The organism is Streptomyces sp. JLBT605, assembly GCF_058215555.1.
In genome coordinates, this window is the sequence record NZ_CM177087.1 from 2,799,262 (window position 1) to 2,821,816 (window position 22,555).

21 protein-coding genes are annotated in these 22,555 nt (G+C 71.0%); 8 read left to right on the plus strand and 13 right to left on the minus strand.

Features of this window, described 5'->3' with window-relative positions; all coding sequences use genetic code 11:
* Positions 1–7 precede the first annotated feature (7 nt).
* A complete protein-coding gene (locus tag AC4BDD_RS12275) occupies positions 8–463 on the minus strand; it encodes an Lrp/AsnC family transcriptional regulator (RefSeq protein WP_490691032.1) in 456 nt (151 codons plus the stop codon).
* 113 nt (positions 464–576) lie between these two features.
* Between AC4BDD_RS12275 and AC4BDD_RS12280 the strand changes: the two genes are divergently transcribed.
* Complete coding sequence (locus AC4BDD_RS12280) at positions 577–732, plus strand: hypothetical protein (RefSeq protein WP_490691033.1); 156 nt, start codon at positions 577–579, stop codon at positions 730–732.
* Here the strand turns inward: AC4BDD_RS12280 and AC4BDD_RS12285 are convergent.
* The 3 genes from AC4BDD_RS12285 to AC4BDD_RS12295 are packed head-to-tail and all read right to left on the minus strand — an operon-like array spanning position 729 to position 3,828.
* Positions 729–1,442: a UbiX family flavin prenyltransferase gene (locus tag AC4BDD_RS12285; RefSeq protein ID WP_490691034.1), complete on the minus strand. Its 714-nt coding sequence runs from the start codon at positions 1,440–1,442 to the stop codon at positions 729–731. The two genes, AC4BDD_RS12280 and AC4BDD_RS12285, sit on opposite strands and share 4 nt — an antisense overlap.
* A gap of 23 nt (positions 1,443–1,465) precedes the next feature.
* A complete protein-coding gene (gene mqnP, locus AC4BDD_RS12290) occupies positions 1,466–2,380 on the minus strand; it encodes a menaquinone biosynthesis prenyltransferase MqnP (RefSeq protein ID WP_490691035.1) in 915 nt (304 codons plus the stop codon).
* Positions 2,377–3,828, minus strand: coding sequence for a menaquinone biosynthesis decarboxylase (locus tag AC4BDD_RS12295; protein WP_490691036.1), 1,452 nt, complete (start codon positions 3,826–3,828; stop codon positions 2,377–2,379). The genes mqnP and AC4BDD_RS12295 overlap by 4 nt, the downstream gene beginning before the upstream one ends.
* Before the next feature lie 175 nt (positions 3,829–4,003).
* On the opposite strand from AC4BDD_RS12295, the gene AC4BDD_RS12300 reads away from it, so the two are divergent.
* Positions 4,004–4,414 (plus strand): PLD nuclease N-terminal domain-containing protein, encoded by a 411-nt coding sequence (locus AC4BDD_RS12300; protein WP_490691037.1) that lies wholly within the window; start codon positions 4,004–4,006, stop codon positions 4,412–4,414.
* A gap of 151 nt (positions 4,415–4,565) precedes the next feature.
* On the opposite strand, the gene ccsB is transcribed toward AC4BDD_RS12300, so the two are convergent.
* From ccsB to hemL, 7 genes are all read right to left on the minus strand, one after another.
* Complete coding sequence (ccsB, locus tag AC4BDD_RS12305) at positions 4,566–5,660, minus strand: c-type cytochrome biogenesis protein CcsB (protein WP_490691038.1); 1,095 nt, start codon at positions 5,658–5,660, stop codon at positions 4,566–4,568.
* The gene (gene resB, locus AC4BDD_RS12310) at positions 5,657–7,426 is read right to left on the minus strand and encodes a cytochrome c biogenesis protein ResB (protein ID WP_490691039.1); all 1,770 of its coding nucleotides are present in this window, start codon (positions 7,424–7,426) and stop codon (positions 5,657–5,659) included. The genes ccsB and resB overlap by 4 nt, the downstream gene beginning before the upstream one ends.
* 3 nt (positions 7,427–7,429) lie before the next feature.
* Entirely contained in the window at positions 7,430–8,200 is a 771-nt protein-coding gene (locus AC4BDD_RS12315; RefSeq protein ID WP_490691040.1) for a cytochrome c biogenesis CcdA family protein, read from the minus strand.
* Position 8,201: 1 nt separating this feature from the next.
* Entirely contained in the window at positions 8,202–8,816 is a 615-nt protein-coding gene (locus AC4BDD_RS12320) for a TlpA family protein disulfide reductase (protein WP_490691041.1), read from the minus strand.
* Positions 8,817–8,933: 117 nt separating this feature from the next.
* Entirely contained in the window at positions 8,934–10,136 is a 1,203-nt protein-coding gene (locus tag AC4BDD_RS12325) for a polysaccharide deacetylase family protein (RefSeq protein WP_490691042.1), read from the minus strand.
* A gap of 242 nt (positions 10,137–10,378) precedes the next feature.
* A complete protein-coding gene (locus AC4BDD_RS12330) occupies positions 10,379–11,083 on the minus strand; it encodes a histidine phosphatase family protein (protein WP_490691043.1) in 705 nt (234 codons plus the stop codon).
* An 8-nt stretch (positions 11,084–11,091) separates the two neighbouring features.
* The gene (gene hemL / locus AC4BDD_RS12335; protein WP_490691044.1) at positions 11,092–12,414 is read right to left on the minus strand and encodes a glutamate-1-semialdehyde 2,1-aminomutase; all 1,323 of its coding nucleotides are present in this window, start codon (positions 12,412–12,414) and stop codon (positions 11,092–11,094) included.
* 128 nt (positions 12,415–12,542) lie between these two features.
* Here hemL and AC4BDD_RS12340 point away from each other — a divergent pair, with 128 nt between their 5' ends.
* Positions 12,543–13,112, plus strand: coding sequence for a hypothetical protein (locus tag AC4BDD_RS12340; RefSeq protein WP_490691045.1), 570 nt, complete (start codon positions 12,543–12,545; stop codon positions 13,110–13,112).
* Between the two features lie 80 nt (positions 13,113–13,192).
* On the opposite strand, the gene AC4BDD_RS12345 is transcribed toward AC4BDD_RS12340, so the two are convergent.
* Complete coding sequence (locus AC4BDD_RS12345) at positions 13,193–14,164, minus strand: DUF8832 domain-containing protein (RefSeq protein ID WP_490691046.1); 972 nt, start codon at positions 14,162–14,164, stop codon at positions 13,193–13,195.
* A gap of 213 nt (positions 14,165–14,377) precedes the next feature.
* Here AC4BDD_RS12345 and AC4BDD_RS12350 point away from each other — a divergent pair, with 213 nt between their 5' ends.
* Both AC4BDD_RS12350 and AC4BDD_RS12355 read left to right on the plus strand, forming a co-directional pair.
* The gene (locus AC4BDD_RS12350) at positions 14,378–16,645 is read left to right on the plus strand and encodes a heavy metal translocating P-type ATPase (RefSeq protein WP_490691047.1); all 2,268 of its coding nucleotides are present in this window, start codon (positions 14,378–14,380) and stop codon (positions 16,643–16,645) included.
* A gap of 146 nt (positions 16,646–16,791) precedes the next feature.
* Positions 16,792–17,556 carry an SDR family oxidoreductase gene (locus AC4BDD_RS12355; protein WP_490691048.1) on the plus strand — a complete coding sequence of 255 codons (765 nt, stop codon included), beginning with the start codon at positions 16,792–16,794 and terminating at the stop codon, positions 17,554–17,556.
* A gap of 138 nt (positions 17,557–17,694) precedes the next feature.
* On the opposite strand, the gene AC4BDD_RS12360 is transcribed toward AC4BDD_RS12355, so the two are convergent.
* Positions 17,695–18,888: an RtcB family protein gene (locus tag AC4BDD_RS12360; RefSeq protein WP_490691049.1), complete on the minus strand. Its 1,194-nt coding sequence runs from the start codon at positions 18,886–18,888 to the stop codon at positions 17,695–17,697.
* A gap of 172 nt (positions 18,889–19,060) precedes the next feature.
* Between AC4BDD_RS12360 and AC4BDD_RS12365 the strand changes: the two genes are divergently transcribed.
* The 3 genes from AC4BDD_RS12365 to AC4BDD_RS12375 all read left to right on the plus strand — a co-directional run bounded on the left by AC4BDD_RS12365 (position 19,061) and on the right by AC4BDD_RS12375 (position 22,531).
* The gene (locus AC4BDD_RS12365) at positions 19,061–20,011 is read left to right on the plus strand and encodes a DUF3558 domain-containing protein (protein ID WP_490691050.1); all 951 of its coding nucleotides are present in this window, start codon (positions 19,061–19,063) and stop codon (positions 20,009–20,011) included.
* A 111-nt stretch (positions 20,012–20,122) separates the two neighbouring features.
* Entirely contained in the window at positions 20,123–20,818 is a 696-nt protein-coding gene (locus AC4BDD_RS12370) for a hypothetical protein (RefSeq protein ID WP_490691051.1), read from the plus strand.
* A gap of 165 nt (positions 20,819–20,983) precedes the next feature.
* Complete coding sequence (locus tag AC4BDD_RS12375) at positions 20,984–22,531, plus strand: DUF2637 domain-containing protein (RefSeq protein ID WP_490691052.1); 1,548 nt, start codon at positions 20,984–20,986, stop codon at positions 22,529–22,531.
* Positions 22,532–22,555 lie beyond the last annotated feature (24 nt).

Consider the following 22,555-nt stretch of genomic DNA (forward strand, 5'->3'; position numbering starts at 1 on the left):
CGTATCCCTACGCCTGCGCGGGGAGTTCGCCGACCCGGTTCTCCCACTTGGTGGAGAGCACGATCGTGGTGCGGGTGCGGGAGACGCCCTTGGTGCCCGACAGCCGCCGGATGATCCGCTCCAGGCCGTCCACGTCGTTCGCCCGCACCTTGAGCATGTACGAGTCGTCGCCGGCGATGAACCAGCAGTCCTCGATCTCGGTCAGCTCACGCAGCCGCTCCGCCACCTCTTCGTGGTCGGTGGCGTCGGAGAGCTGGATGCCGATCAGGGCCGTGACGCCGAGGCCGAGGGAGGCCGCGTCCACGGTGGCGCGGTATCCGGTGATCACACCGGCCGCCTCCAGGCGGTTGATCCGGTCGGTGACGCTCGGGCCGGAGAGGCCGACCAGCCGCCCGAGCTCCGCGTACGAGGCCCGACCGTTCTCCCGGAGGGCCTGGATGAGCTGCCTATCCACCGCGTCCATATACCTGGAGCCTTCCATTGTTCTGCGATCTCGCGCGATTACATGTAGAATCTAAGGCATCAGGGCCGGATGCCCTGTGAATCTTTCAAACGATCAATGACGATCCTCAGGAGATGAGTCTCACCGTGTACACGATCGAGATGGCCTACGCCCGCATGCGCGAGCTGCAGGACCTGGCCAACCGCTCGCGTGCCCACCAGTCCACCCCTTCGCGTCGCAGCCGGGCCGCCAAGCGCCGCGCCGCCGCCGCGGCCGCGAAGAAGGGTTAACCCTCCGGGGACCTGGCACCGCCCAGCTCCCCTTCCCACCGGCGGTACAGCTGGTGCGGCACCCCTGCCGCGTCGAGCACCCGCCCGGCGACGAAGTCCACCAGATGCTGGATGTGCGTCGCACCCGCGTAGAACGCCGGCGAGGCGGGCAGCACCACGGCTCCCGCCTCGTCGAGCGTCACCAGATGCCGCAGGGTCTGCCCGTTCAGCGGGGTCTCCCGGACCGCGACCACCAGGGGCCGCCGCTCCTTGAGCGTCACGCTCGCCGCCCGCTGCAGCAGGTCCTTCGACAGCCCCAGCGCCACCCCGGCCACGCAGGCCGTGCTGGCCGGCACGATCAGCATCCCCTTGACGTGGTACGAGCCGGACGACGGCCCGGCCGCCAGGTCCCCGGCCGCCCAGTGCCGCAGCCGCTCCAGGTCCGCCAGCTCCACCTCGAAGGCGTCCGGCGTGCCGTCCGCACCGCGCGCCAGCCAGCGGCGCAGATCCTCCCGCCAGTGCGCGTCCCGGAACGCTATGCCCGTCTCGTCCAGCAAGGTGAGCCGCGAGGCCCGGCTGATCACCAGGTCCACGTCCTCGCCCGCGTGCAGCAGGCCACGGATCACCGAGGCGGCGTACGGCGTGCCGGACGCGCCGGAGACTCCGACCACCCAGGGGCGGCGCGGCCCCGCGGGGTGCTGCTCACTGCTGTGTTGTTCTTCCGGCTCCACAGGCCGAGCCTATCCGGCGGCGCTCACGACTGAAGTCCGCGCACGAGCAGGTCCGCGAGCGCGCACACGAACAGCGCGATGCCGACGAAACCGTTCACCGTGAAGAAGGCCCGGTTCAGCCGGGACAGGTCGTGCGGCCGCACCACGCTGTGCTCGTAGCAGAAGGCAGCGGCGACCACCACCAGACCGCCCCACAGATACGCGCCCGCGTCGGTGGCCAACGCGTACCAGACCAGCAGCGCCAGGGTCACCGCGTGGCAGCCGCGCGCGCCCCACAGCGCGGCCGGGATGCCGAAGCGGGCCGGGACCGACCCCACCCCCTGCTCCCGGTCCGTCTCCACGTCCTGGCAGGCGTAGATCAGGTCGAAGCCGCCGATCCAGACGCCCACGGCCAGCCCGAGGATCACCGCCTCCCACGACCAGGCGCCGGTGACCGCGAGCCAGGCGCCCACCGGACCCATGGCCTGGGCAAGACCCAGGATGGCCTGCGGGAAGTTGGTGAACCGCTTGCCGTACGGATAGACCACCATCGGGACCACCGCGACCGGGGCGAGCGCCAGACACAGCGGGTTGAGCAGGGCCGCCGCGCCCAGGAAGACGACCAGGGCGATCAGCGCGCCGGTCCACGCCGAGCGCACCGACACCGCGCCGGTGACCAGTTCGCGACCCGCGGTGCGCGGGTTACGCGCGTCGATCTCCCGGTCGATGATCCGGTTGGCGGCCATGGCGAAGGTACGCAGCCCCACCATCGCGACCGTCACCAGCAGCAGCTCCCACCAGTGGACGCGTTCGTCGTCCAGGAACATCGCGGTCAGCGCGGCGATATAGGCGAAGGGCAGCGCGAAGACCGAGTGCTCGATCATCACCAGGCGGAGGAAGGCCCGCACCTTCCCGCTGGCCGGGGCGGGACCTGGGCCGACGACCTCAGCCGCGCTCACAGCCCGTACTCCTTCCAGCGCCGCGTCACCCGTTCGGCCGTCGCCGGGTCGGACTCCACCATCTCCGGCCAGCCGCCGTCCCGGGTGTAGCCCTCCTCGGGCCACTTACGGGTCGCGTCGATGCCCGCCTTGCCGCCCCAGAACTGCTGGTACGAGGCGTGGTCGAGGTGGTCGACCGGGCCCTCGACGACGGTGAGGTCGCGGGCGTAGTCGGTGTTGCCCAGCGCCCGCCAGGACACCTCGTGCAGATCGTGCACATCGCAGTCGGCGTCGACCACCACGATCAGCTTGGTCAGCGACATCATGTGCGCGCCCCAGATCGCGTGCATCACCTTCTGCGCGTGCTTGGGGTACTTCTTGTCGATCGAGACGATCGCGCAGTTGTGGAAACCGCCCGACTCCGGCAGGTGGTAGTCGACGATGTCCGGGATGATGATCTTGAGGAGCGGGAGGAAGAACCGCTCCGTGGCCCGGCCCAGCGGCCCGTCCTCGGTCGGCGGCCGGCCCACCACGATCGACTGCAGCAGCGGGCGCCTGCGCATCGTCACGCAGTCGATGGTGAGCGCGGGGAACTCCTCCTGCGGGGTGTAGAAGCCGGTGTGGTCCCCGAACGGGCCCTCCGGCAGCGTCTTCCCCGGCTCCAGCCAGCCCTCCAGCACCACCTCGGCGTTGGCCGGGACCTGCAGCGGCACGGTCTTGCAGTCGACCATCTCCACCCGCTTGCCCTGGAGGAAGCCCGCGAAGAGGTACTCGTCGATGTCGCCGGGGAGCGGCGCGGTGGAGGCGTACGTCACCGCGGGCGGCGCCCCGAAGGCGATCGCGACCGGCAGCTTCTCGCCGCGCCGCGCCGCCACCTGGTAGTGGTTGCGGCTGTCCTTGTGGATCTGCCAGTGCATGCCGATGGTGCGCCGGTCATGGCGCTGGAGGCGGTACAGGCCCAGGTTCCGCACCCCGGTCTCCGGGTGCTTGGTGTGGGTGAGCCCCAGGTTGAAGAAGGACCCGCCGTCCTTCGGCCAGGTGAACAGCGCCGGAAGCGCCTCCAGGTCGACCTCGTCGCCGTGCAGGACGACTTCCTGGACGGGCGCGTCCTTCACCTTCTTCGGCGGCACATGGCTCATCCCGGCGAGCTTGCCGAACGCCTCGCGCAACCCGCCGAAGCCCTGCGGCAGCTCGGGCTTGACCAGCCCGCCGATCTTCTCGCTGATCTCGTCGTAGGAGCCCAGGCCCAGCGCCTTGAGCAGCCGCCGGTCGGTGCCGAAGACGTTCATCGCCAGCGGCATCGAGGCGCCCTTGACGTTCTCGAAGAGCAGCGCCGGCCCGCCCGCCTTGTTCACCCGGTCGACGATCTCGCCGATCTCCAGATGCGGATCGACTTCGGCCTTGATGCGTTTGAGGTCGCCTTCTCGGTCAAGCGCCCGCAGAAACGAACGAAGATCGTCATAAGCCATGGGGTCAAGTATCCGCCATGGGGCCCGGCCGATCGCCGCCGGGCACCGTCCCAGGGGGTGTCTCCGCGCGCCGTGCACGGCGCGAAACGGCCACCGGCCCGCGCGGTCTACCCTGGTGCCGTAATCGCAGGCCGCGTCCTGGGGCCCGCGCAACCACACGCAGGGGGATGGCCTCATGCTCCGGGTGCTGCTGATTCTGGTACCGCTGGCGCTCAGCATCTACGCGTTCATCGACTGCATCACCACCGATGAGAAGGACGTCCGCTACATCCCCAAGCCGATCTGGGCGATCCTCGTGCTCCTCTTCCCGGTCGTCGGCTCGGTCTCCTGGCTGATCGCGGGCCGGGCCCGTACCGCCCCGCAGGGCGGCGGGCGGCGCGGCGGCGGCTGGGTCGCGCCGGACGACAACCCCGAGTTCCTCAAGTCCCTGGGCGACCAGAAGGCCGGACGGGACGACGACCGGCCGCGGCAGGACGACCCGGACGACGCGGAGCTGCTGAAGGACTGGGAAGCGGACCTGCGGCGCCGCGAGGAGGAGCTGCGCCGCAAGGACGAGGGCCCGGAGGACGCCCCGCCGGCCGGCTGACCGTCCGGCCGTCACTCCGTCACCCCGTCCGTCCGTCCATACGACAACGGCCGGTTCCGAGTGACGGGTGTCACATCGGAACCGGCCGCGGTGCGTTGAGGGCGGCTCAGCCACCGGGCCACTCGGCCCCGGCCTGCTCGGCTTCGGCGGCTCAGACCTCGGCGTAGGAGTGCTTGCCGCTGACGAAGATGTTGATGCCGTAGTAGTTGAACAGGTAGCAGCCGAAGGCGGCCAGCGCCAGGTAGGCGGCCTTGCGGCCCTTCCAGCCGGCGGTGGCGCGGGCGTGCAGGTAACAGGCGTACGCCACCCAGGTGATGAAGGACCAGACCTCCTTGGGGTCCCAGCCCCAGTAGCGGCCCCAGGCGGCCTCGGCCCAGATGGCGCCCGCGATGATGGTGAAGGTCCACAGCGGGAAGACCGTGGCGTTGATCCGGTACGCGAGCTTGTCCAGCGACGCGGCCGAGGGGGTCCGCTCCAGGATGGACGCGACGAACCTGCCGTACTGCTTGCCCTCCGGGTTCTCCAGCCGCGTCTCGTGGCGGTCCCGGAAGAGGTAGAGCAGCGTGGAGACGGCGGCGATGTACATCGCCGCGCCGCACAGGATCGCGCAGCTGACGTGGATCCACAGCCAGTAGGAGTGCAGCGCCGGGACCAGCTGGTCGCTGTCGGTGTAGAGCACCGAGACGGCCAGGCCCAGGTCGAGCAGGAGCGTGGTGACCAGCGGCAGGCCGATCCAGCGGACGTTCTTCTTGGCCGCCAGCAGGATCAGGTAGACCAGGACCGCGACCGCCGAGAAGGTCGTGGAGAACTCGTACATGTTGCCCCAGGGGGCACGCTGCACGGACATGGCGCGGGCGACCACGCCGCCGGCGTGGATCAGGAAGCCCAGGACGGTCAGCGAGATCGCGATCCGCCCGTACATGTCGCCCTGCTCGCTGGCGCCGGCCGCCCCGGGGCCGTCCGGGACGTCACGGCTGCCGGCGGTGGACCGGGTGATCACCTTGGGCCGCTCCAGTACGGCCGTCCCCCCGCCCTTGGTGGCGACCTGGACCTTGACCGTGGAGCTCTGCTCGGCGGCGGCGCCCACGGTGATGGCCGCCGCGGTGCGGCCCACCGCGGAGCGGCTGCCGAAGACCCACTCGGCGATGTGGGCGAGGAAGGCGAGCGTGTAGACCGCCATCGACGAATAGATCAGCACATTGCTGGACTGGGCCAGACTCTCGTTGACTTCGGCAGCGAGGTTCACGCGCGCGCTCCTTCGGCAGGCTCTGCGGGATCGGCGGTTTCGGATTCCCCGTCGGACTCCGTTTCGGGTTCCGGTGCGGGGGGCGCGTCCGCCTGCAGGCTGACGGCCAGGTCGGCGAGCTCTTCGGGGAGCTTGGCGGACTCACTGCGGCCAAGGCCGGCCATCTCCACCAAGGTGGTGCCGTCCTCCTGGGCCACCGCGCGCACCCACACCCGGCGGCGCTGGATGAACAGCGAGGCGGCCAGGCCCACCACCGCGGCGGACGCACCAGCGAGGGCGCTGCCGGTGCCGGGCTTGGAGGAGATCTGGAAGCTCGCCCACTCCTTGACGCCGTCGAAGGTCAGCGTGCCGGCGCCGTTCGGCAGCTTCATGGTCTGGCCGGGGCGGAGCGGCTTCGCGAAGCCGTCCTTCCGGTTCGGGTCCTTGAACTGCTTCATCTTCGACTTGTCGAGCTGGTACACGTTCTGCGGTGTGCCGCCGTCGATGCCCAGGCTCCCGTGGTACGCGGTGAGGACCAGCATCGGGTTGTCGAGCGCGGGGAACTGCGACAGCATCGTGCCGGTGGCGGTGTTCACGGTCGGCACGAACAACCCCTGGAAGGCCAGCTGGTCCTTCTTGCCGTCCTTGTCGCGGGCGTCCGGCACCTTGACCACGACGTTCTCGGTGAGGTTGGCGTCGATCGGAAGCGAGGCCACCGCTCCCTTGAACGCGATGTCGCCCTTGCCGTCCCGGACGGTGACCTGCGGGGCGTAGCCGTGCTCCAGCAGGTAGACCTTGAAGCCGGAGATCTCCAGCGGCTCGTTGACCTTGATCGAGGTCTTCTTCGGCGCGCCGTCCACGCCCTCCCAGTAGGTGACGTCGGCACGGAAGGTGCGCGGGGTGCGCTTCTGCGGCCCGTTGCGCTCGTAGGTCGCCGTGAAGCGGTCCAGCTTGAAACTGAAGGGCGCCAGGTCGTCGTTGCGGAACCAGGGGCCGGACTTGATGTCGTCGTACTGCGGGATGGTGTTGCTGAATCCATCGCCCTCGACGATCAGCTTGCCGCCCTCGGACTTCCACAGCTGACCGGCGGCGAAGGCCAGCAGCAGCACGACCAGCGAGATGTGGAAGAGGAGGTTGCCCGCCTCGCGCAGATAGCCCTTCTCGGCGGCGACGGAGCCGTCGGTGGCCTGGGCTCGGAAGCGGCCGCGCTTCATCACCCGCTGGGCCGCGTCCAGCACCGCCTGCGGGTCGGACTCGGTGCGCCAGCTGGTGTAGGCGGGCAGCCGGGTCAGGTTGCGCGGGGCGGCCGGCGGGCGGCCGCGCAGCTGGCCGATGAACTGCCAGGTGCGCGGCACGATGCAGCCGATCAGCGAGACGAACAGCAGGATGTAGATCGCCGAGAACCACACCGAGCTGTACACGTTGAACAGCTGGAGCTTCTCGTAGATCGGCGTCAGCGTCTCGTGCCGCGCCCGGAAGGCGTCGGCCTTGAACTGGTCGATGCTGTCCTGCGGGATCAGCGAGCCGGGGATTGAGGCGAGGGAGAGCAGCAGGAGCAGCAGCAGCGCGACCCGCATCGAGGTCAGCTGCCGCCAGAACCACCGCGCCCAGCCGAAGATCTCCCGGGCCGTCCACTGGACGGCGCCGAGCGCACCGGGCCGGCGCACCCCGCCGAACGAGCCGGGGACGGCCTGGCCCTTCTCCTCCTCCGGGGCGGTGGACAGCTGCGTCCCGGCCGCCCCGAGATCGCTGTCGTCGGTGGCCGGGTCCGTGTCGGTGGTGGCCATGGATCAGATCCCCACGTTGAAGCTGTTGGTCCAGACCTGCATTTCGGCGATGATGCGGTCCCATACCCCCGTGACGAGCAGCAGGCCGACGGCCACGAGCATGCCGCCACCCAGCCGCATCACCCACACGTAATGGCGCTTGACCCAGCCGAAGGAGCCGAGCACGCGCCGGTACGCCAGGGCGATGGCGATGAACGGCAGCCCGAGCCCCAGACAGTACGCCCCCGTGAGCAGAGCGCCGCGCCCGGCGCTGGCCTCGTTCCAGGCCAGGCCCTGCACAGCGGCGAGCGTCGGGCCGATGCACGGCGTCCAGCCGACGCCGAACACCACGCCCAGCAACGGGGCGCCCACCAGGCCGGCGACCGGCTTGATGTGGAACCGGAACTCGCGCTGCCCGAACCGTTGGACCAGCCCCATGAAGAGCAGGCCCATCACGATGGTGAGGGCTCCCAGAACCTTGGTGATGGTGCTCCGGTGCTCCTGGAGGGTGATGCTCCCGAAGTAGCCGAAGAGCGCGCCGCCCGTGACCAGCACGGCGGAGAAGCCGAACACGAACAGCGAGGCCCCGGCGAGCATCCGGCCACGCTTGGCCTCGGCCAGATCGGTCCCGGTCATCCCGGTGACGTACGACATGTAGCCGGGGACTAGCGGCAGCACACAGGGGGAGAAGAAGGAGACCAGGCCGCCGAAGACGGCGACCGGGATGGCGAGCAGCAGCGCCCCGGATTTGACGGTCTCATTGGGGTTGGCGACCGCGGCGGCGAGAAGGCTCATGTCACTTCTCCGCGATCAGCGGGTCGATCATGTCCCGGAGGTTCTCCTCACTCAGCGGCCGCAGCGCGCGAGCGGCGATCTTGCCGTCGCGGTCCAGGACGATGGTGGTGGGGATGGCCTGCGGGTTGAGGCTGCCGCGCGGGAAGCGCAGCATCAGCTTCCCGATCGGGTCGTACAGGCTCGGGTACTTGACCGAGAAGTCCTTCTCGAACTTGACCGCCGGGGCCGGGTCGGGGTCGCGGGTGTTGATCCCGACGAACTCCACGCCGTCGTCCTTGGTCTCATTGGCGACCTTCACCAGGTTCGGCGCCTCGGCCCGGCAGGGCGAGCACCAGGAACCCCAGACGTTGAGGACGACGATCTTGCCCTTGAGCGAGCCGACGTCGAACGCCTTGCCCTCCAGCGTCTTGCCGTCCAGCTTCGGGGCGTCCGACCGGTGCGCCTTGGCGACGGTGTCCACACCGCCCTTGCCCTGGACGAACTTGGTATCGGACGAACCGCCCGAGACGCCGGTTCCGCAGGCGGACAGGGCCATCGCGGCAACCGCGGCCCCACTGGCCAGCACGGTTGCGCGACGGTGGGTCGCGAGGCGCCGAGGGGCGCGGCAGGCACTCATGTGAAAAGTTTCGCATGGCCCGTTTAGGGATCTTCCGCACCCCCCTGCGCCGCGCCCCATGGCCTTTTCGTGCGGCGCTCAGCGACCGCCGGGCGGGCGCTCAGCCGCGGCCGGCGATCAGCTGCGGCCGGCGAGCGGCTGCCCGACCCCGGCGGTGCGCAGCTCGGCGAGGACCGCGGGGTCCTGGGCGTCGAGCCAGTCGCACAGCTGCCGGAAGGACACCAGCCGGACGTCCTTGTGCTTCTCGTCGGCGATGTGCTTGAGCGCCTCTTCCACGGCGTCCATGTAGATGCCGCCGTTCCACTCCTCGAAGTGGTTGCCGATGAAGAACGGCGCGCGGTTGGTCTCGTACGCCCGCTTGAAGCCGGAGATGTAGGACTCGGTGGCCTGCTTGCGCCAGCTCGGGTAGTTGGCCGGCGGGCCCTTGGTGATGTTGGTCGGCGACTGGTTGGCCGCGATGTTGTAGTCCATCGAGAGGACCTCGAAGGAGTGGCCGGGGAAGGGCATCTGCTGGAGCGGAAGGTCCCAGATGCCCTGCTTCTTGGTGGGCCAGATCTGGAGGCCGCCCGGGGAGCTGGAGTCGTAGCGCCAGCCGAGCTTGCGGGCCGTGGGCAGCAGGTTCTCCTGGCCGAGCAGCTGGGGGGTGCGGGCGCCGACGAGTTCCTTGGAGTAGTCGAAGGGCAGCGGCTCGAGGTCGGTGAAGCCGGTGTTGGTGCGCCACTCGGTGACGAAGGACACGGCCTGCTTGATCTCGGACTCCCACTGCGCGGGCGTCCAGTACTTCACCGAGCCCCGGCCGTCGCCACCGAAGTGCCCGTTGAAGTGGGTGCCTATCTCGTGGCCCTCCAGCCAGGCCGCGCGCAGGTTCTTCAGCGTCTCCCGGATGTGGTCGTCGGTGAGGAACTCGATGTCGGAGGCGCCGACCGGGTTGTTCGGCGGCCGGTACAGGCGCCGCTTCGACTCCGGCAGCACGTAGATCCCGGAGAGGAAGAAGGTCATCGAGGCGTTGTGGTCCTGCGCGAGCTTGCGGAAGCGGGGGAAGAGTCCGTTGCCGACCTCGCCCGCTCCGTCCCAGGAGAACACCACGAACTGCGGCGGCTTCTGGCCCGGCTCCAGGCGCTCCGGCTTCGGCGGCTGGTTCGGCTGCTTGCCGGTGAAGACGGTCGACCCGTCGCCGATCGGCCGCGCCTGCTCCGTCGGCCGCGCACCCTTCCCCGAGCCTCCCGAGGAGCCCGAGGAGGACGAGCAGCCGGCCACGCCCAGCGCCGCCGCCGCTCCTACCCCGAGCCCGAGCAGCCCCCGTCGACTGAAATCACGCATAACGGCCCCATCCGCATTTGTTCCACCCGAAGTCCGCGCAATCGGACGACTGGTGAGAGGGGCTGGGGAGAGCCGTGGTTCCGGTACGGGGCCAGGAAATCCGAACTTTCGACGGACGGTCCCGGGGCGTACACACCCCGGAACCGCCGCCGGTGAAACGATCAGGCGCGAGCGGTCAGGCGCCGGCGGTCACGCGTGCGCCCTCAGGCGCGAGCCGCCACGCGCGAGCGTCATGCCCGGCGTCAGGCGCCGAAGCCCTTGGACGCGCCCTTGACCGCGCCCTTGCCGAACCGCGGCTGGGCCCCGGCCAGCAGGTGCTTGGGCACCAGATCCCGGGCCGGCTCGCTGTACCCGACCGACACGATCCGGTCGCCCCGGTAGGTGAAGGTGGTCAGGCTGGCCAGGGTGCACTGCCGCCGGCGCGGGTCGTGCCACAGCCGCCGCCGCTCGGCGTAGCTGCGCACGATCCAGATCGGCAGCTGGTGGCTGACGCACACCGCCTCATGGCCGCGCGCGGCGTCCCGGGCAGCGGCGAGCGCCTCCATCATCCGCACGACCTGGTCGATGTACGGCTCGCCCCAGGACGGCCGGAACGGGTTGGTGAGGTACTTCCAGTTCGCCGGCCGCTTCAGCGCACCGTCGCCGACCCCGAAGGTCTTGCCCTGGAAGATGTTGCCCGCCTCGATCAGCCGCCGGTCGGAGGCCACCTCCAGGCCGTGCGCCTGGGCGATCGGCGCGCCCGTCTCCTGGGCGCGCTCCAGCGGGGACGCCACGACGTGGGTGATGGCCCGGTCGGCCAGGTGCTCGGCCACCCGGTCGGCCATCTTCCGGCCCAGCTCGGAGAGGTGGTAGCCGGGCAGGCGTCCGTAGAGCACGCCGTCCGGGTTCTCCACCTCGCCGTGCCGCATCAGGTGGACGACGGTGATGTCGCTGTCGGTCTTTGTCATGTCACCCATCATTCAGTGGCCTCGGCGGCGGCCCGCGCGGCAGCCGGCAGAGCGGCCGCGACGCGCTCGATCGCCTCCGCGTCATGCGTCGTGGAGACGAACCACGACTCGAAGGCGGACGGCGGCAGATAGACGCCCTGCGCCAGCATCGAGTGGAAGAAGGCGTTGAAGCGGAAGCTCTCCTGCTTCTTCGCGTCCGCGTAGTCGCGCACCTCGGCGTCGGTGAAGAACACCGAGAACATGTTCCCGGCGGTCTGCAGCCGGTGCGCCACACCCTCCTTGGCGAGCGCCTCGGTCACCAGTCCGCGGATCTCCCGCGAGACCGCGTCGACCGTCGCGTACGCGGCCTCGTCCAGCAGCCGCAGCTGGGCCAGGCCGGCGGCGGTGGCGACCGGGTTCCCGGACAGCGTGCCCGCCTGGTAGACCGGGCCGGCCGGCGCGAGGTGCGCCATCACATCGGCGCGCCCGCCGAAGGCCGCGGCCGGGAAGCCGCCGCCCATCACCTTGCCGAAGGTCATCAGGTCCGGCCGCACCCCGTCGATGCCGTACCAGCCGGCCCGGCTGACCCGGAAGCCGGTCATGACCTCGTCGGAGATGAACAGCGCGCCGTGCTCCTGGCACAGCTGCTTCAGCCCCGCGTTGAAGCCGTCACGCGGGGGCACCACGCCCATGTTGCCCGGCGACGCCTCGGTGATCACGCAGGCGATCTCACCGGGGTGCGCGGCGAACGCGGCACGCACCGCGTCCAGGTCGTTGTACGGCAGGACGACGGTGTCCCCGGCCTGCGCCCCGGTCACTCCCGGCGTGTCCGGCAGCGCGAAGGTCGCCACCCCGGAGCCGGCCGCGGCCAGCAGCGCGTCCACATGGCCGTGGTAGCAGCCGGCGAACTTGATCACCTTGGCCCGGCCGGTGAAGCCGCGCGCCAGCCGGATCGCCGACATGGTCGCCTCGGTGCCCGAGGAGACCAGGCGGACCTGCTCCAGCGGTTCGATGCGGGCCACCATCTCCTCGGCGAGCGCGACCTCGCCCTCCCCCGGGGTGCCGAAGGACGTCCCCCGGGCCACCGCGGCCTGCACCGCCGCGATCACCTCGGGGTGGGCGTGCCCGAGGATCATCGGGCCCCAGGAGCACACGAGGTCGACGTACTCCCTGCCGTCGGCATCGGTGAGGTACGGACCGGTACCCGACACCATGAAACGGGGCGTACCGCCCACGGCGCGGAACGCGCGCACGGGAGAGTTCACGCCGCCGGGCGTCACGATGGCCGCACGGTCGAATAGCGTCTGCGAAACTGGTGCTGCGTACGGATAGGGATTGCTCACGCAAGCCATGGTGTCAGAGGCTGAGGGGGCCGTGCGTCCGGGCGTTTCACCGCCTGTACGCGGGGGAGGTCTTCAGACACGATGATCGGGTTGCGCGGCGGTGACCGCGGCACCTAGAAAAGCAGTCGGGTGGAGATATGCATCGCGGTGGCGAACTGGGTGAGGGGACCGACGATCGAGGCCCCGAGGGGGCCCGGCCCAGACGACGCCATGGGCGCCATCGGCGCGACGACGCGAACAGCTCGACAAGGGGAAGCAGGGGCGGCCGCATGGGGGTGACCTACAAGTACTTCGGTGCGCCCGACGGCGCCACCGCGGCACGGGTCCCCATCTCGATGCGTCCGGAGGAGCTCGGCGGGGACGAGCTCGGCATGGGCGGCATGTTCACCAAGATCAAGCCCGAGACGGTGGCCGCCATGGTCCTCACCGGCATCGAGGGCATACCGCTGCACAAGGTGCCCCCGCTGGAGCTCGTCGTCCTCCACCCCGACTACGCCGTCGTCAAGCTGCCCATGACGGTGGTCGACCCGCTGCGCGGCGTCGGCGAGGAAGCCGTCGGCGCGGCCGCCTTCATCTGGTCCACGGTCCCGGACCGCGGCGGCCCCCGCGATGCCTTCCAGGTCTACCAACTTCTGCACGAATGGCAGGATTTCAGCCACCGGCTCCACGAGGCGGGCCACCAGGCGTACTGCCTGGTGTGGCCCTGAGCCTCCTCGTCGAGCCTCCTCGCCTGAGCCTCCCCCGCCGGGCCACCCGGCCCGGACCTGCCTCGCCTGGGCCACTCGCCTCAGTGGTGGTGCCCGCCGCTCCCGCCCGGCTCGTCGCTCCCGCCCGGCTTGGTGCCGTGCTCCGGTGATCCCTCGGCCGCCGCACCGGCCTGGACGGTGAAGGCCGCGGTGTGGACCGTGCCGCCGTGCCGGAAGTCGAGGAACAGCCGGTAGCTGCCCGGGCTGGGGGCGGTGGCGGTGAAGGAGATGTCCGGCCCCGGCTCGGTGCGGCCGTCGCCGGGCTCACCGCCCGGGTGCACATGGAGATAGGCGAGGTCGCCGGAGCGCAGGGCGACCAGGTGGCCGTACGCCTCCAGGTAGGGCTGAAGGTCGGTGACGGGGCGGCCGTTCCGGGAGACGGTGAAGCTCAGCTCGCGCGCCCGGCCCGGGGTCAGCGCGCCGTCGAGGGTGACGGTGTAGCCGTCGACCGTGGCGGTGCGGGAGGCGGCGGGCGGCGCGGCCGGCCGGTAGCCACCGGCCACCGCGAGGTCGGCCCCGAGGGTGAGGTTCCGGCCGTCCCGGCCGTCCTGCCCGGCGGGGGTGAAGTCCGCGAAGAGCCGGTAGTCCCCGGCCTTGGGGAGCCGCACCTCGGTGGACCAGGTGCCGTCGGCCGCCCGGGCCGGGTGCAGGTGGCGGTAGGTGGCCAGGTCGCGTCCGGCGAGGATCAGGTGGAGGTCCTTGCCGTGGGCCTTGCGGTAGGCGGTGACCTGTCGGCCCTCGGCGTCCCGGATGGCGAAGCGCAGCTCGGAGCGGCTCCCGGCCTCGATCCGCGGGGTCCGCAGGTCCAGGGTGTAGCCCGCCTCGGAGACCTGGAGACCCCCGGCGGCGGGATCACCTGCCCGCTCCCCGGGCGCCCCGGACGCCGTATGGCCCGCGTGGGCGGCGGGCTCCGGTTCGGAGAGCGGGTCCACGGCCTGTCCCACGCCGTATGCCGCGCCGAAGGCGGCGGCGAGTACGGCGGCGAACGCGGTGACCTTAAGCCCTGTGTTCATGGCGATTCCCTTCCCCGATCCCTTTCAAGGGCCCCTTGCCGCTGGTCGCCGTCCTTTGGTGACCAACGACCTCAGACCATACCCCCTGGGGGTATGAAGTCAACCGCTGGACACTCTTGCCGGAGATACGGTGGAGGGGTATACATGGAGTCGAGAGATACCCCCCAGGGGTATAAAGCTGGAGACGAGACCCGGAAGACGAGGAGCCTGCAGATGACCGCGACGGTCGCCGAGACAGCCGAAGTCGAACTCGCCATCGGTGGGATGACCTGCGCCTCGTGCGCCGCCCGCATCGAGAAGAAGCTCAACCGGATGGACGGTGTCCAGGCCACGGTCAACTACGCCACCGAGAAGGCCAAGGTCAGCTACCGCGGGGACATCGCCGTCGAGGACCTCGTCGCCACCGTGGAAGCCACCGGCTACACCGCCACCCCGCCCGCGCCCACCCCCACCGCGCCACCACCCGGGCAGGAAGCGGGCGAGGCCCCCGCGGCGCGGCCGGACGAGCTGCTCCCGCTGCGGCAGCGGCTGATCACCGCCGTCGTCCTCGCCGTCCCGGTGATCGTCCTGGCCATGGTCCCGGCCTGGCAGTTCGAGTACTGGCAGTGGGCCTCCCTCACCCTGGCCGCGCCCGTCGTCACCTACGCCGCCTGGCCCTTCCACCGCGCCGCCTTCACCAACGCCCGGCACGGCGCGGCCACCATGGACACCCTGATCTCGGTGGGCACCAGCGCCGCGTTCCTGTGGTCGCTGTGGGCGCTGTTCTTCGGCACCGCCGGCACCCCCGGCATGACCCACGGCTTCGAGCTGACCATCGCCCGCACCGACGGCGCCGGCAACATCTACCTGGAAGCGGCTGCGGGGGTGACCGCCTTCATCCTCGCCGGCCGCTACTTCGAAGCCCGCTCCAAGCGGAAGGCCGGGGCGGCCCTCAAGGCGCTGCTGGAGCTGGGCGCCAAGGAGGTCACCGTCCTGCGGGACGGAGCTGAGCACCGGATCCGCACCGAGGAACTGGCCGTCGGCGACCGGTTCGTGGTCCGACCCGGCGAGAAGATCGCCACCGACGGCACCGTGATCGAGGGCAGCTCGGCGGTGGACGCCTCCATGCTCACCGGTGAATCCCTGCCGGTGGAGGTCGCGGTCGGCGACACCGTCACCGGCGCCACCCTCAACGCCGGCGGGCGCCTGGTGGTCGAGGCCACCCGCATCGGCGCCGACACCCAGCTGGCCCGGATGGCCAAGCTCGTGGAGGACGCGCAGAACGGCAAGGCCGCCGCCCAGCGCCTGGCCGACAAGATCTCCGCCGTCTTCGTACCCGTCGTGATCACCCTGGCGCTGGCCACCCTGGGCTTCTGGCTCGGCAACGGCGCCGGGCTGACCGCCGCCTTCACCGCCGCTGTGGCCGTACTGATCATCGCCTGCCCCTGCGCCCTGGGCCTGGCCACTCCCACCGCCCTCATGGTCGGCACCGGGCGCGGCGCCCAGCTCGGCATCCTCATCAAGGGTCCCGAGGTCCTGGAGACCACCCGCGCCGTCGACACCATCGTCCTGGACAAGACCGGCACCGTGACCACCGGCAAGATGGCCCTGCGGCAGGTGCACGTGGCCGACGGCGAGGACGAGACCGAGGCGCTGCGGCTGGCCGGCGCGCTGGAGCACGCCTCCGAACACCCCATCGCCCAGGCGGTCGCCACCGCCGCGGCGGAGAAGACCGGCGCCCTGCCCGTCCCCGAGGACTTCGCCAATGTGCCGGGCCTCGGCGTCCAGGGCGTCGTGGAGGGCCACGCGGTGCTCGTCGGCCGCGAGAAGCTGCTCAAGGAGTGGGCGATAGAGCTGCCGGAGCCGCTGGCGCGGGCCAAGGCAGAGGCCGAGGCGGCCGGACACACCGCCATCGCCGTCGCCTGGGACGGCCGGGCCCGCGCCGTGCTGGAGGTCGCCGACGCGGTCAAGGAGACCAGCCCCGAAGCCATCCGGCGGCTGCGCGCTCTCGGCCTGACCCCGATCCTGCTCACCGGCGACAACCAGGCCGTGGCCGAGTCCGTCGCCCGCGAGGTCGGCATCGACGAGGTGATCGCGGAGGTCATGCCGCAGGACAAGGTCGACGTCGTCAAGAAGCTCCAGGCCCAGGGCCGTGTCGTGGCCATGGTCGGCGACGGAGTCAACGACGCCGCCGCCCTCGCCCAGGCCGACCTGGGCCTGGCCATGGGCACCGGCACCGACGCCGCCATCGAGGCCGGCGACCTCACCCTGGTCCGGGGCGACCTGCGCGCCGCCGCCGACGCCATCCGGCTCTCCCGCCGCACCCTGGCCACCATCAAGTCCAACCTCTTCTGGGCCTTCGCCTACAACGTCGCCGCCCTCCCGCTCGCCGCCTCCGGCCTGCTCAACCCCATGATCGCCGGAGCCGCCATGGCCTTCTCCTCCGTCTTCGTGGTCGGCAACAGCCTCCGCCTCCGCCGCTTCCAGCCCACCACCGGCTGACCGGTGGAAACCGCCGTGATCAGGTGCGCCCCGCGCGGCTAGTCTGCGAACAGATCACCACCCGCATCACTCCCGCATCACCCGCACACCGCCACCCCGGCACACCGCACAGCAGCACCACCCGCAGACCGCCAGCAGGAGGGCCCATGACCACCCGGACCGCAGTCATCACCGGCGCGAGCAGCGGCATCGGAGCGGCCACCGCCCGGCAGCTCGCCGCCGCCGGCTTCCGCGTCGTCCTCACCGCACGCCGCAAGGACCGGATCGAGGCGCTGGCGGCGGAGCTGAACGACGCCGGCCACGAGGCCGTCGCCCACGCGCTGGACGTCACCGACCGCGCCGCCGTCGACGCCTTCGCCGCCGACCTGCACCGCCGGGGGCCGGTGCACGTGCTGATCAACAACGCGGGCGGCGCGCTCGGCGCCGACCCGGTCGCCACCGCCGACCCGGCCGACTGGCGCACCATGTACGAGGTCAATGTGCTGGGCGTGCTGCACGTCACCCAGGCCCTGCTCCCCGCGCTCACCGCCTCCGGGGACGGCACCGTGCTGGTGCTCTCCTCCACCGCCGCGCTGGCCACCTACGAGGGCGGCGGCGGGTACGTCGCCGCCAAGCACGGCGCCCATGTCGTCGCCGAGACCCTTCGCCTGGAGCTGTGCGGCACCCCGGTCCGGGTCATCGAGATCGCGCCGGGGATGGTGAAGACCGAGGGGTTCGCCTCGACCCGGTTCCGCGGCGACCAGGCCAAGGTCGACGCCGTCTACCGGGGCGTCGCCGAGCCGCTGGTCGCCGAGGACATCGCCGACACCATCACCTGGGCGGTGACCCGCCCCTCGCACGTCAACGTCGACCTGCTGGTCGTCCGTCCCCGCGCGCAGGCGTCCAACTACAAGGTCCACCGCGAGAGCTGACGCGGACGCGGAAGCCGGCGGCCCCGGGCAATTCGCTCGGGGCCGCCGGCTTCTCCGTGGCTCAGCGCCGCGACGGCTCAGCGATGCGGCAGCCCAGCGCCGCGACAGGTCAGCGCCGCGACGGCTCAGCGCTGGGCGTCAGCCCTTCACGCAGACGATCTGCTTCAGCTTCGCGACGACCGCGACGAGGTCCCGCTGCTGGTCCATGACCTTCTCGATCGGCTTGTACGCGCCGGGGATCTCATCGACCACGCCCGCGTCCTTGCGGCACTCCACACCCCGGGTCTGCTCTTCCAGATCCCGCGTGGAGAAGCGCTTCTTGGCGGCGTTGCGGCTCATCTTCCGGCCCGCGCCGTGCGAGGCGGAGTTGAAGGACTCGGCGTTCCCCAGCCCGCGCACGATGTACGAGCCGGTGCCCATCGAGCCGGGGATGATGCCGTACTCCCCGCTGCCGGCGCGGATCGCGCCCTTCCGGGTCACCAGCAGGTCCAGGCCCTCGTACCGCTCCTCGGCCACGTAGTTGTGGTGGCAGGAGATGACCGGCTCGAAGGTGGGCTTGGCCTTCGCGAACTCCCTGCGGACGACGTCCTGGAAGAGGCTCATCATGATCGAGCGGTTGTACTTCGCGTACTCCTGCGCCCAGAACAGGTCATTCCGGTAGGCCGCCATCTGCGGGGTGTCGGAGACGAAGACGGCGAGGTCGCGGTCGACCAGCCCCTGGTTGTGGGGCAGCTTCTGGGCCTGCCCGATGTGGTACTCGGCCAGCTCCTTGCCGATGTTGCGGGAACCGGAGTGCAGCATCAGCCAGACCGAGCCCTCCTCATCGAGGCAGAACTCGATGAAGTGGTTGCCGCTTCCGAGCGAGCCCATCTGCTTCACGGCTCGGTCCTGACGGAACTTGACCGCGTCCGCGATGCCGTCGAACCGCCCCCAGAAGTCGTCCCAGCCGGCCGTCGGGAAGCCGTGCAGCCGGGCCGGGTCGACCGCCTCGTCGTGCATGTAACGGCCCACCGGGATGGCCTGCTCGATCTTCGAGCGCAGCCGGGACAGGTCGCCGGGCAGGTCGTTGGCGGTCAGCGAGGTCTTGACGGCCGACATCCCGCACCCGATGTCGACGCCGACGGCCGCCGGACAGACCGCGCCATGCATCGCGATCACCGAGCCGACCGTGGCGCCCTTGCCGTAGTGGACGTCCGGCATCACGGCCAGGCCCTTGATCCACGGCAGGGTGGAGACGTTGCGCAGTTGCTGCATGGCGACACCCTCGACCGTGGCGGGGTCGGCCCACATGCGGATCGGGACCCGGGCACCGGGCACCTCGGTGTACGTCATGACTTACTCATACCCCCGTGAAAGAACACAAAAGACGGAAATAGCAAAAACAGGGCTTCGCTTCTCATTCGCGACAGCCGACCGGCACATGCGGTAGTGCGTGCGATAGACATTGTCTTCACCCCCCGCCGTGCGGCGGCAAGCAGTTTTCGCTCGAAGGGAGCCGCGGACCGTGCAGCCAGCGCAGCGCAGGGCATACGGATCTGGTGCCGCGCCGGTCGTCGCCGTACTGGCCGTGATCGCCGCCGCGATCACCGGCTGCACCACCAAGTCCGCGACGCCCGCCATCCATGACGGCAAGCCGAACTCCGCCGGCCGGGCCTCGGCAGAGCCGGGCAAGTACCGGAACCTCCCCGAGGCGTGCGGCACGGTCAGCCTCGGCACGCTGCGCACCCTGCTGGGCGGCGCCGACACCGAGACCGAGGACTCGGAGGAGGCGGAGAAGGTCTACCAAGCCCAGGCCACCGTCACCTATGACACCGACCGGCGCGTCGGCTGCCGCTGGAAGCTGGACACCCCGGAGGGCAGCCGGCACCTGACGCTGGACTTCGAGCGGGTGGTGTCCTACGACTCGGCGGTCAGCGACGACGACAAGGCCCTGGAGCTGTACGCCCGGAAGGCCGTCGCGGCGCACGTCCCGGACGCGACCGACGAGCCGCCGTCCTCCGCGTCCTCGTCATCGTCATCGTCATCGGCCACCTCGTCCTCCGGTTCCGCTTCCGGTTCCGGTTCCTCGACCTCCGGGCGGCGCGGCGGCAAGGACGACCCGGACACCAAGGGCGGCAAGGACGGCAAGCAGAGCCCGGCGGGCGGCTCGCACGACTCCGCCGGCAGCTCCGGCGACGCCGACTCCGGCGGCACCGGCCCCGGCGACGAAGCCGAGACGGACGCCCCGCGCACCCTCGACGACCTCGCCGACAACGCCTTCCTCGACGACCGGCTGGTCACCGCCGACTCCGGAGTGCACCGCGACGTCAGGGTCGTCTTCCGGTCCTCGAATGTGATCGTCACCATCGAGTACGACGAATGGTCGAGTGACAAAACGCACATCCCCAGCAGCGAAGAACTCCAGCTGAACGCCGAGGATCTGGCCCAGGAGCTGACCGGACGCTTCGACGAGTGAGTCCGCCCGAACCCCGGATAACCGAACGGGTGACCGTGCGGGCCGCGTACCGTGCTCTGTAAGCCACGAGGGCGGGACCGCCGCCCCTCGACCGAGAATGAGCTAAGGACCATGCACCGAACAGCCCCGCGACTCGCCCGTCTCCTCGTCTGCGCCGCCGTACCGGTGATGCTCGTCGCCGGCTGCTCCTCCGACTCCGACTCGGGCTCCGACTCCGAGGCCAAGAAGAAGGGCGAGGCCACCGCCTCCGCCACCCCGAGCCCCACGCCGACGGTCAAGCCGGCGAAGTACGGCAAGCTGCCCAAGGCGTGCGAGCCGCTGTCGAAGAAGACCATCGGCAAGCTGGTGCCCGGCCTGGAGGACAAGAAGGGGAAGACCCTGCCGACCTCCGAGGACGCGGCCAGCTGCCTGTGGACCGGGCTGGAGGGCTACCAGTACCGCGCCCTCACCGTCACCTTCAAGCGCTTCGACTCCGATGTGCGGATCGGCTCCGGTGACAAGCGGGCCGAGGAGCACGCCGCCAACGAGGCCGACAAGGCCCGGGTCGCCGACGGCGGCAAGGACACCAAGTCGGGCGAGGCCGCCATCGGCGACTCCGCGGTCACCATCCGCACCAAGACCAAGAAGGACGACGAGGACTACCGCAACCAGACCGTGGTGGTCCGCACCGCCAACGTCGTGGTGACGGTCGAGTACGACGGCGCCGGCTACGAGGGCTCCAAGACGCCGGACGCCGACAAGCTCCTCAAGGGCGCCGAGGACGCCGCCAAGGAAGCGGTGGAGGCGGTCGCGGCCGCGAACAAGTAGCCGCCCGGCCGACGCGGGGCACCGCCCCCGGGCCGAGCTACTCCCGGAGTTCCACGGGCCCCGGACGGACCGGACACATCCACCCCGTCCGGGGCCCGGTCTTGACGTGTATGCGACCCTGGGGCGCCGATAGCCGAGGGCGGGGAGGGATCGCGGGTGGCCGCGATGCAGTTGACACGTACGCACCGAATACTCATCGGGGTCGTGGTCGCCGGCGCGATGGTGATCGCCGGGATCGGCTTCGCCGGCTCCTACGCCGCGGTCCGCGACCTCGCCCGGGACAAGGGCTTCGGCGACTTCGCGAACGTCTTCCCCATCGGCGTGGACGCCGGGATCGTCGTCCTGCTCGCCCTGGACCTGCTGCTCACCTGGATCCGGATCCCCTTCCCGCTGCTGCGGCAGACCGCCTGGCTGCTGACCGCCGCCACCATCGCCTTCAACGGCGCCGCCGCCTGGCCCGACCCCCTCGGCGTCGGCATGCACGCCGTCATCCCGGTCCTCTTCGTCGTCTCCGTCGAAGCCGCCCGCCACGCCATCGGCCGCATCGCCGACATCACCGCCGACCGCCACATGGAATCGGTCCGCATCGCCCGCTGGCTCCTGGCACCCGTCCCCACCTTCCGCCTCTGGCGCCGGATGAAGCTGTGGGAACTGCGCTCCTACGACGACGTCATCAAGATCGAGCAGGACCGCCTGGTCTACCGGGCACGCCTCCGCGCCCGCTACGGCCGCGCCTGGCGCCGCAAGGCCCCCGTCGAATCCCTGATGCCGCTGCGCCTGGCCCGCTACGGCGTGCCGCTGTCGGAGACCGCCGACCAGGGGCTGGCCGCGGCCGGCATCGAACCGCCGGTGGTCCGGACCGCGCTCACCGCCGCCGCCACCGCCGCCGGCGGCCCCGGGTCGTCCGCGGGAGCGAGCCCGGCCACCCCGTCGGCCACCCAGGGCGCGGCGGTCCCCGGCGCGGCGCCCGGCACCGCGCACGCGCCCGCCGGTCAGGCGCCGCAGGCGCTGCCCCTCTCGGTGCCGCTGCCGGTCTACCAGCACGCCGGCCAGGACCACGACGGCCGGACGCCCGTCGCCTACGCCCCCGCCGAAGGGCAGCACACCGCCCAGTACGAGGCCGGACCGTACGGGCCCCGGCAACACGAGCCCGAACCCCACGAGCCGGGCCCGTACGAACCGGGTCCGCACGAGGCGGGACCGCCGCAGCACGGGCAACCCCAGGCGGGACAGTACGAGTCCGGACAGCACGAGTCGGGACAGCTGACCGTCCCGGTGGTGCCCGGCCGGGTGCGCACCCTCGGCGGCCAGCGTCCCGGCAGCCCGATCGCGTACGCCTCCGGCCCGGACGAGCAGGCCCCGGACCCCGGCCCGGACGAGACGGACGCCCAGCCGCTCGCGCGGCCGATGCCGTACGCGGCCTCCGTCGACTCCACCGACGCGGCCGACCTCACCGGTGCCCCGGGCGGTGACGCGGACCGGTTTGCGCAGCCCGTCGCACCGCCGGAGGACATGCCGCTGGAGGAGGTCTGCTACGGGGCGTACCGCCAGTACCTGGCCGACAACAACAAGTTCCCCTCGGCCTTCCAGTTCGGCCGGCTGCTGCGCGGGCCGTACGGCCTGACCGAGCTCGACGACGACGAGGTGCGGAGCCAGCTGAGCGACTGCAAGACCCGCTACCGCACCGAGATGGAAGCCGAGCACATCCCGTAGCCCCACCGGCATCAGGCCCACCCG

Bases quoted from the DNA above. Each gene is read 5' to 3' on its own strand.
- AC4BDD_RS12375 (WP_490691052.1), top strand. From the start codon at position 20,984: ATGCAGTTGACACGTACGCACCGAATACTCATCGGGGTCGTGGTCGCC.
- AC4BDD_RS12275 (WP_490691032.1), bottom strand. From the start codon at position 463: ATGGACGCGGTGGATAGGCAGCTCATCCAGGCCCTCCGGGAGAACGGT.
- AC4BDD_RS12280 (WP_490691033.1), top strand. From the start codon at position 577: ATGAGTCTCACCGTGTACACGATCGAGATGGCCTACGCCCGCATGCGC.
- AC4BDD_RS12320 (WP_490691041.1), bottom strand. From the start codon at position 8,816: ATGAGTGCCTGCCGCGCCCCTCGGCGCCTCGCGACCCACCGTCGCGCA.
- AC4BDD_RS12360 (WP_490691049.1), bottom strand. From the start codon at position 18,888: ATGACGTACACCGAGGTGCCCGGTGCCCGGGTCCCGATCCGCATGTGG.
- AC4BDD_RS12370 (WP_490691051.1), top strand. From the start codon at position 20,123: ATGCACCGAACAGCCCCGCGACTCGCCCGTCTCCTCGTCTGCGCCGCC.
- hemL (WP_490691044.1), bottom strand. From the start codon at position 12,414: ATGGCTTGCGTGAGCAATCCCTATCCGTACGCAGCACCAGTTTCGCAG.
- AC4BDD_RS12345 (WP_490691046.1), bottom strand. From the start codon at position 14,164: ATGAACACAGGGCTTAAGGTCACCGCGTTCGCCGCCGTACTCGCCGCC.
- resB (WP_490691039.1), bottom strand. From the start codon at position 7,426: ATGGCCACCACCGACACGGACCCGGCCACCGACGACAGCGATCTCGGG.
- AC4BDD_RS12315 (WP_490691040.1), bottom strand. From the start codon at position 8,200: ATGAGCCTTCTCGCCGCCGCGGTCGCCAACCCCAATGAGACCGTCAAA.
- AC4BDD_RS12295 (WP_490691036.1), bottom strand. From the start codon at position 3,828: ATGGCTTATGACGATCTTCGTTCGTTTCTGCGGGCGCTTGACCGAGAA.
- AC4BDD_RS12355 (WP_490691048.1), top strand. From the start codon at position 16,792: ATGACCACCCGGACCGCAGTCATCACCGGCGCGAGCAGCGGCATCGGA.
- AC4BDD_RS12330 (WP_490691043.1), bottom strand. From the start codon at position 11,083: ATGACAAAGACCGACAGCGACATCACCGTCGTCCACCTGATGCGGCAC.
- AC4BDD_RS12300 (WP_490691037.1), top strand. From the start codon at position 4,004: ATGCTCCGGGTGCTGCTGATTCTGGTACCGCTGGCGCTCAGCATCTAC.
- AC4BDD_RS12325 (WP_490691042.1), bottom strand. From the start codon at position 10,136: ATGCGTGATTTCAGTCGACGGGGGCTGCTCGGGCTCGGGGTAGGAGCG.
- AC4BDD_RS12350 (WP_490691047.1), top strand. From the start codon at position 14,378: ATGACCGCGACGGTCGCCGAGACAGCCGAAGTCGAACTCGCCATCGGT.
- AC4BDD_RS12340 (WP_490691045.1), top strand. From the start codon at position 12,543: ATGCATCGCGGTGGCGAACTGGGTGAGGGGACCGACGATCGAGGCCCC.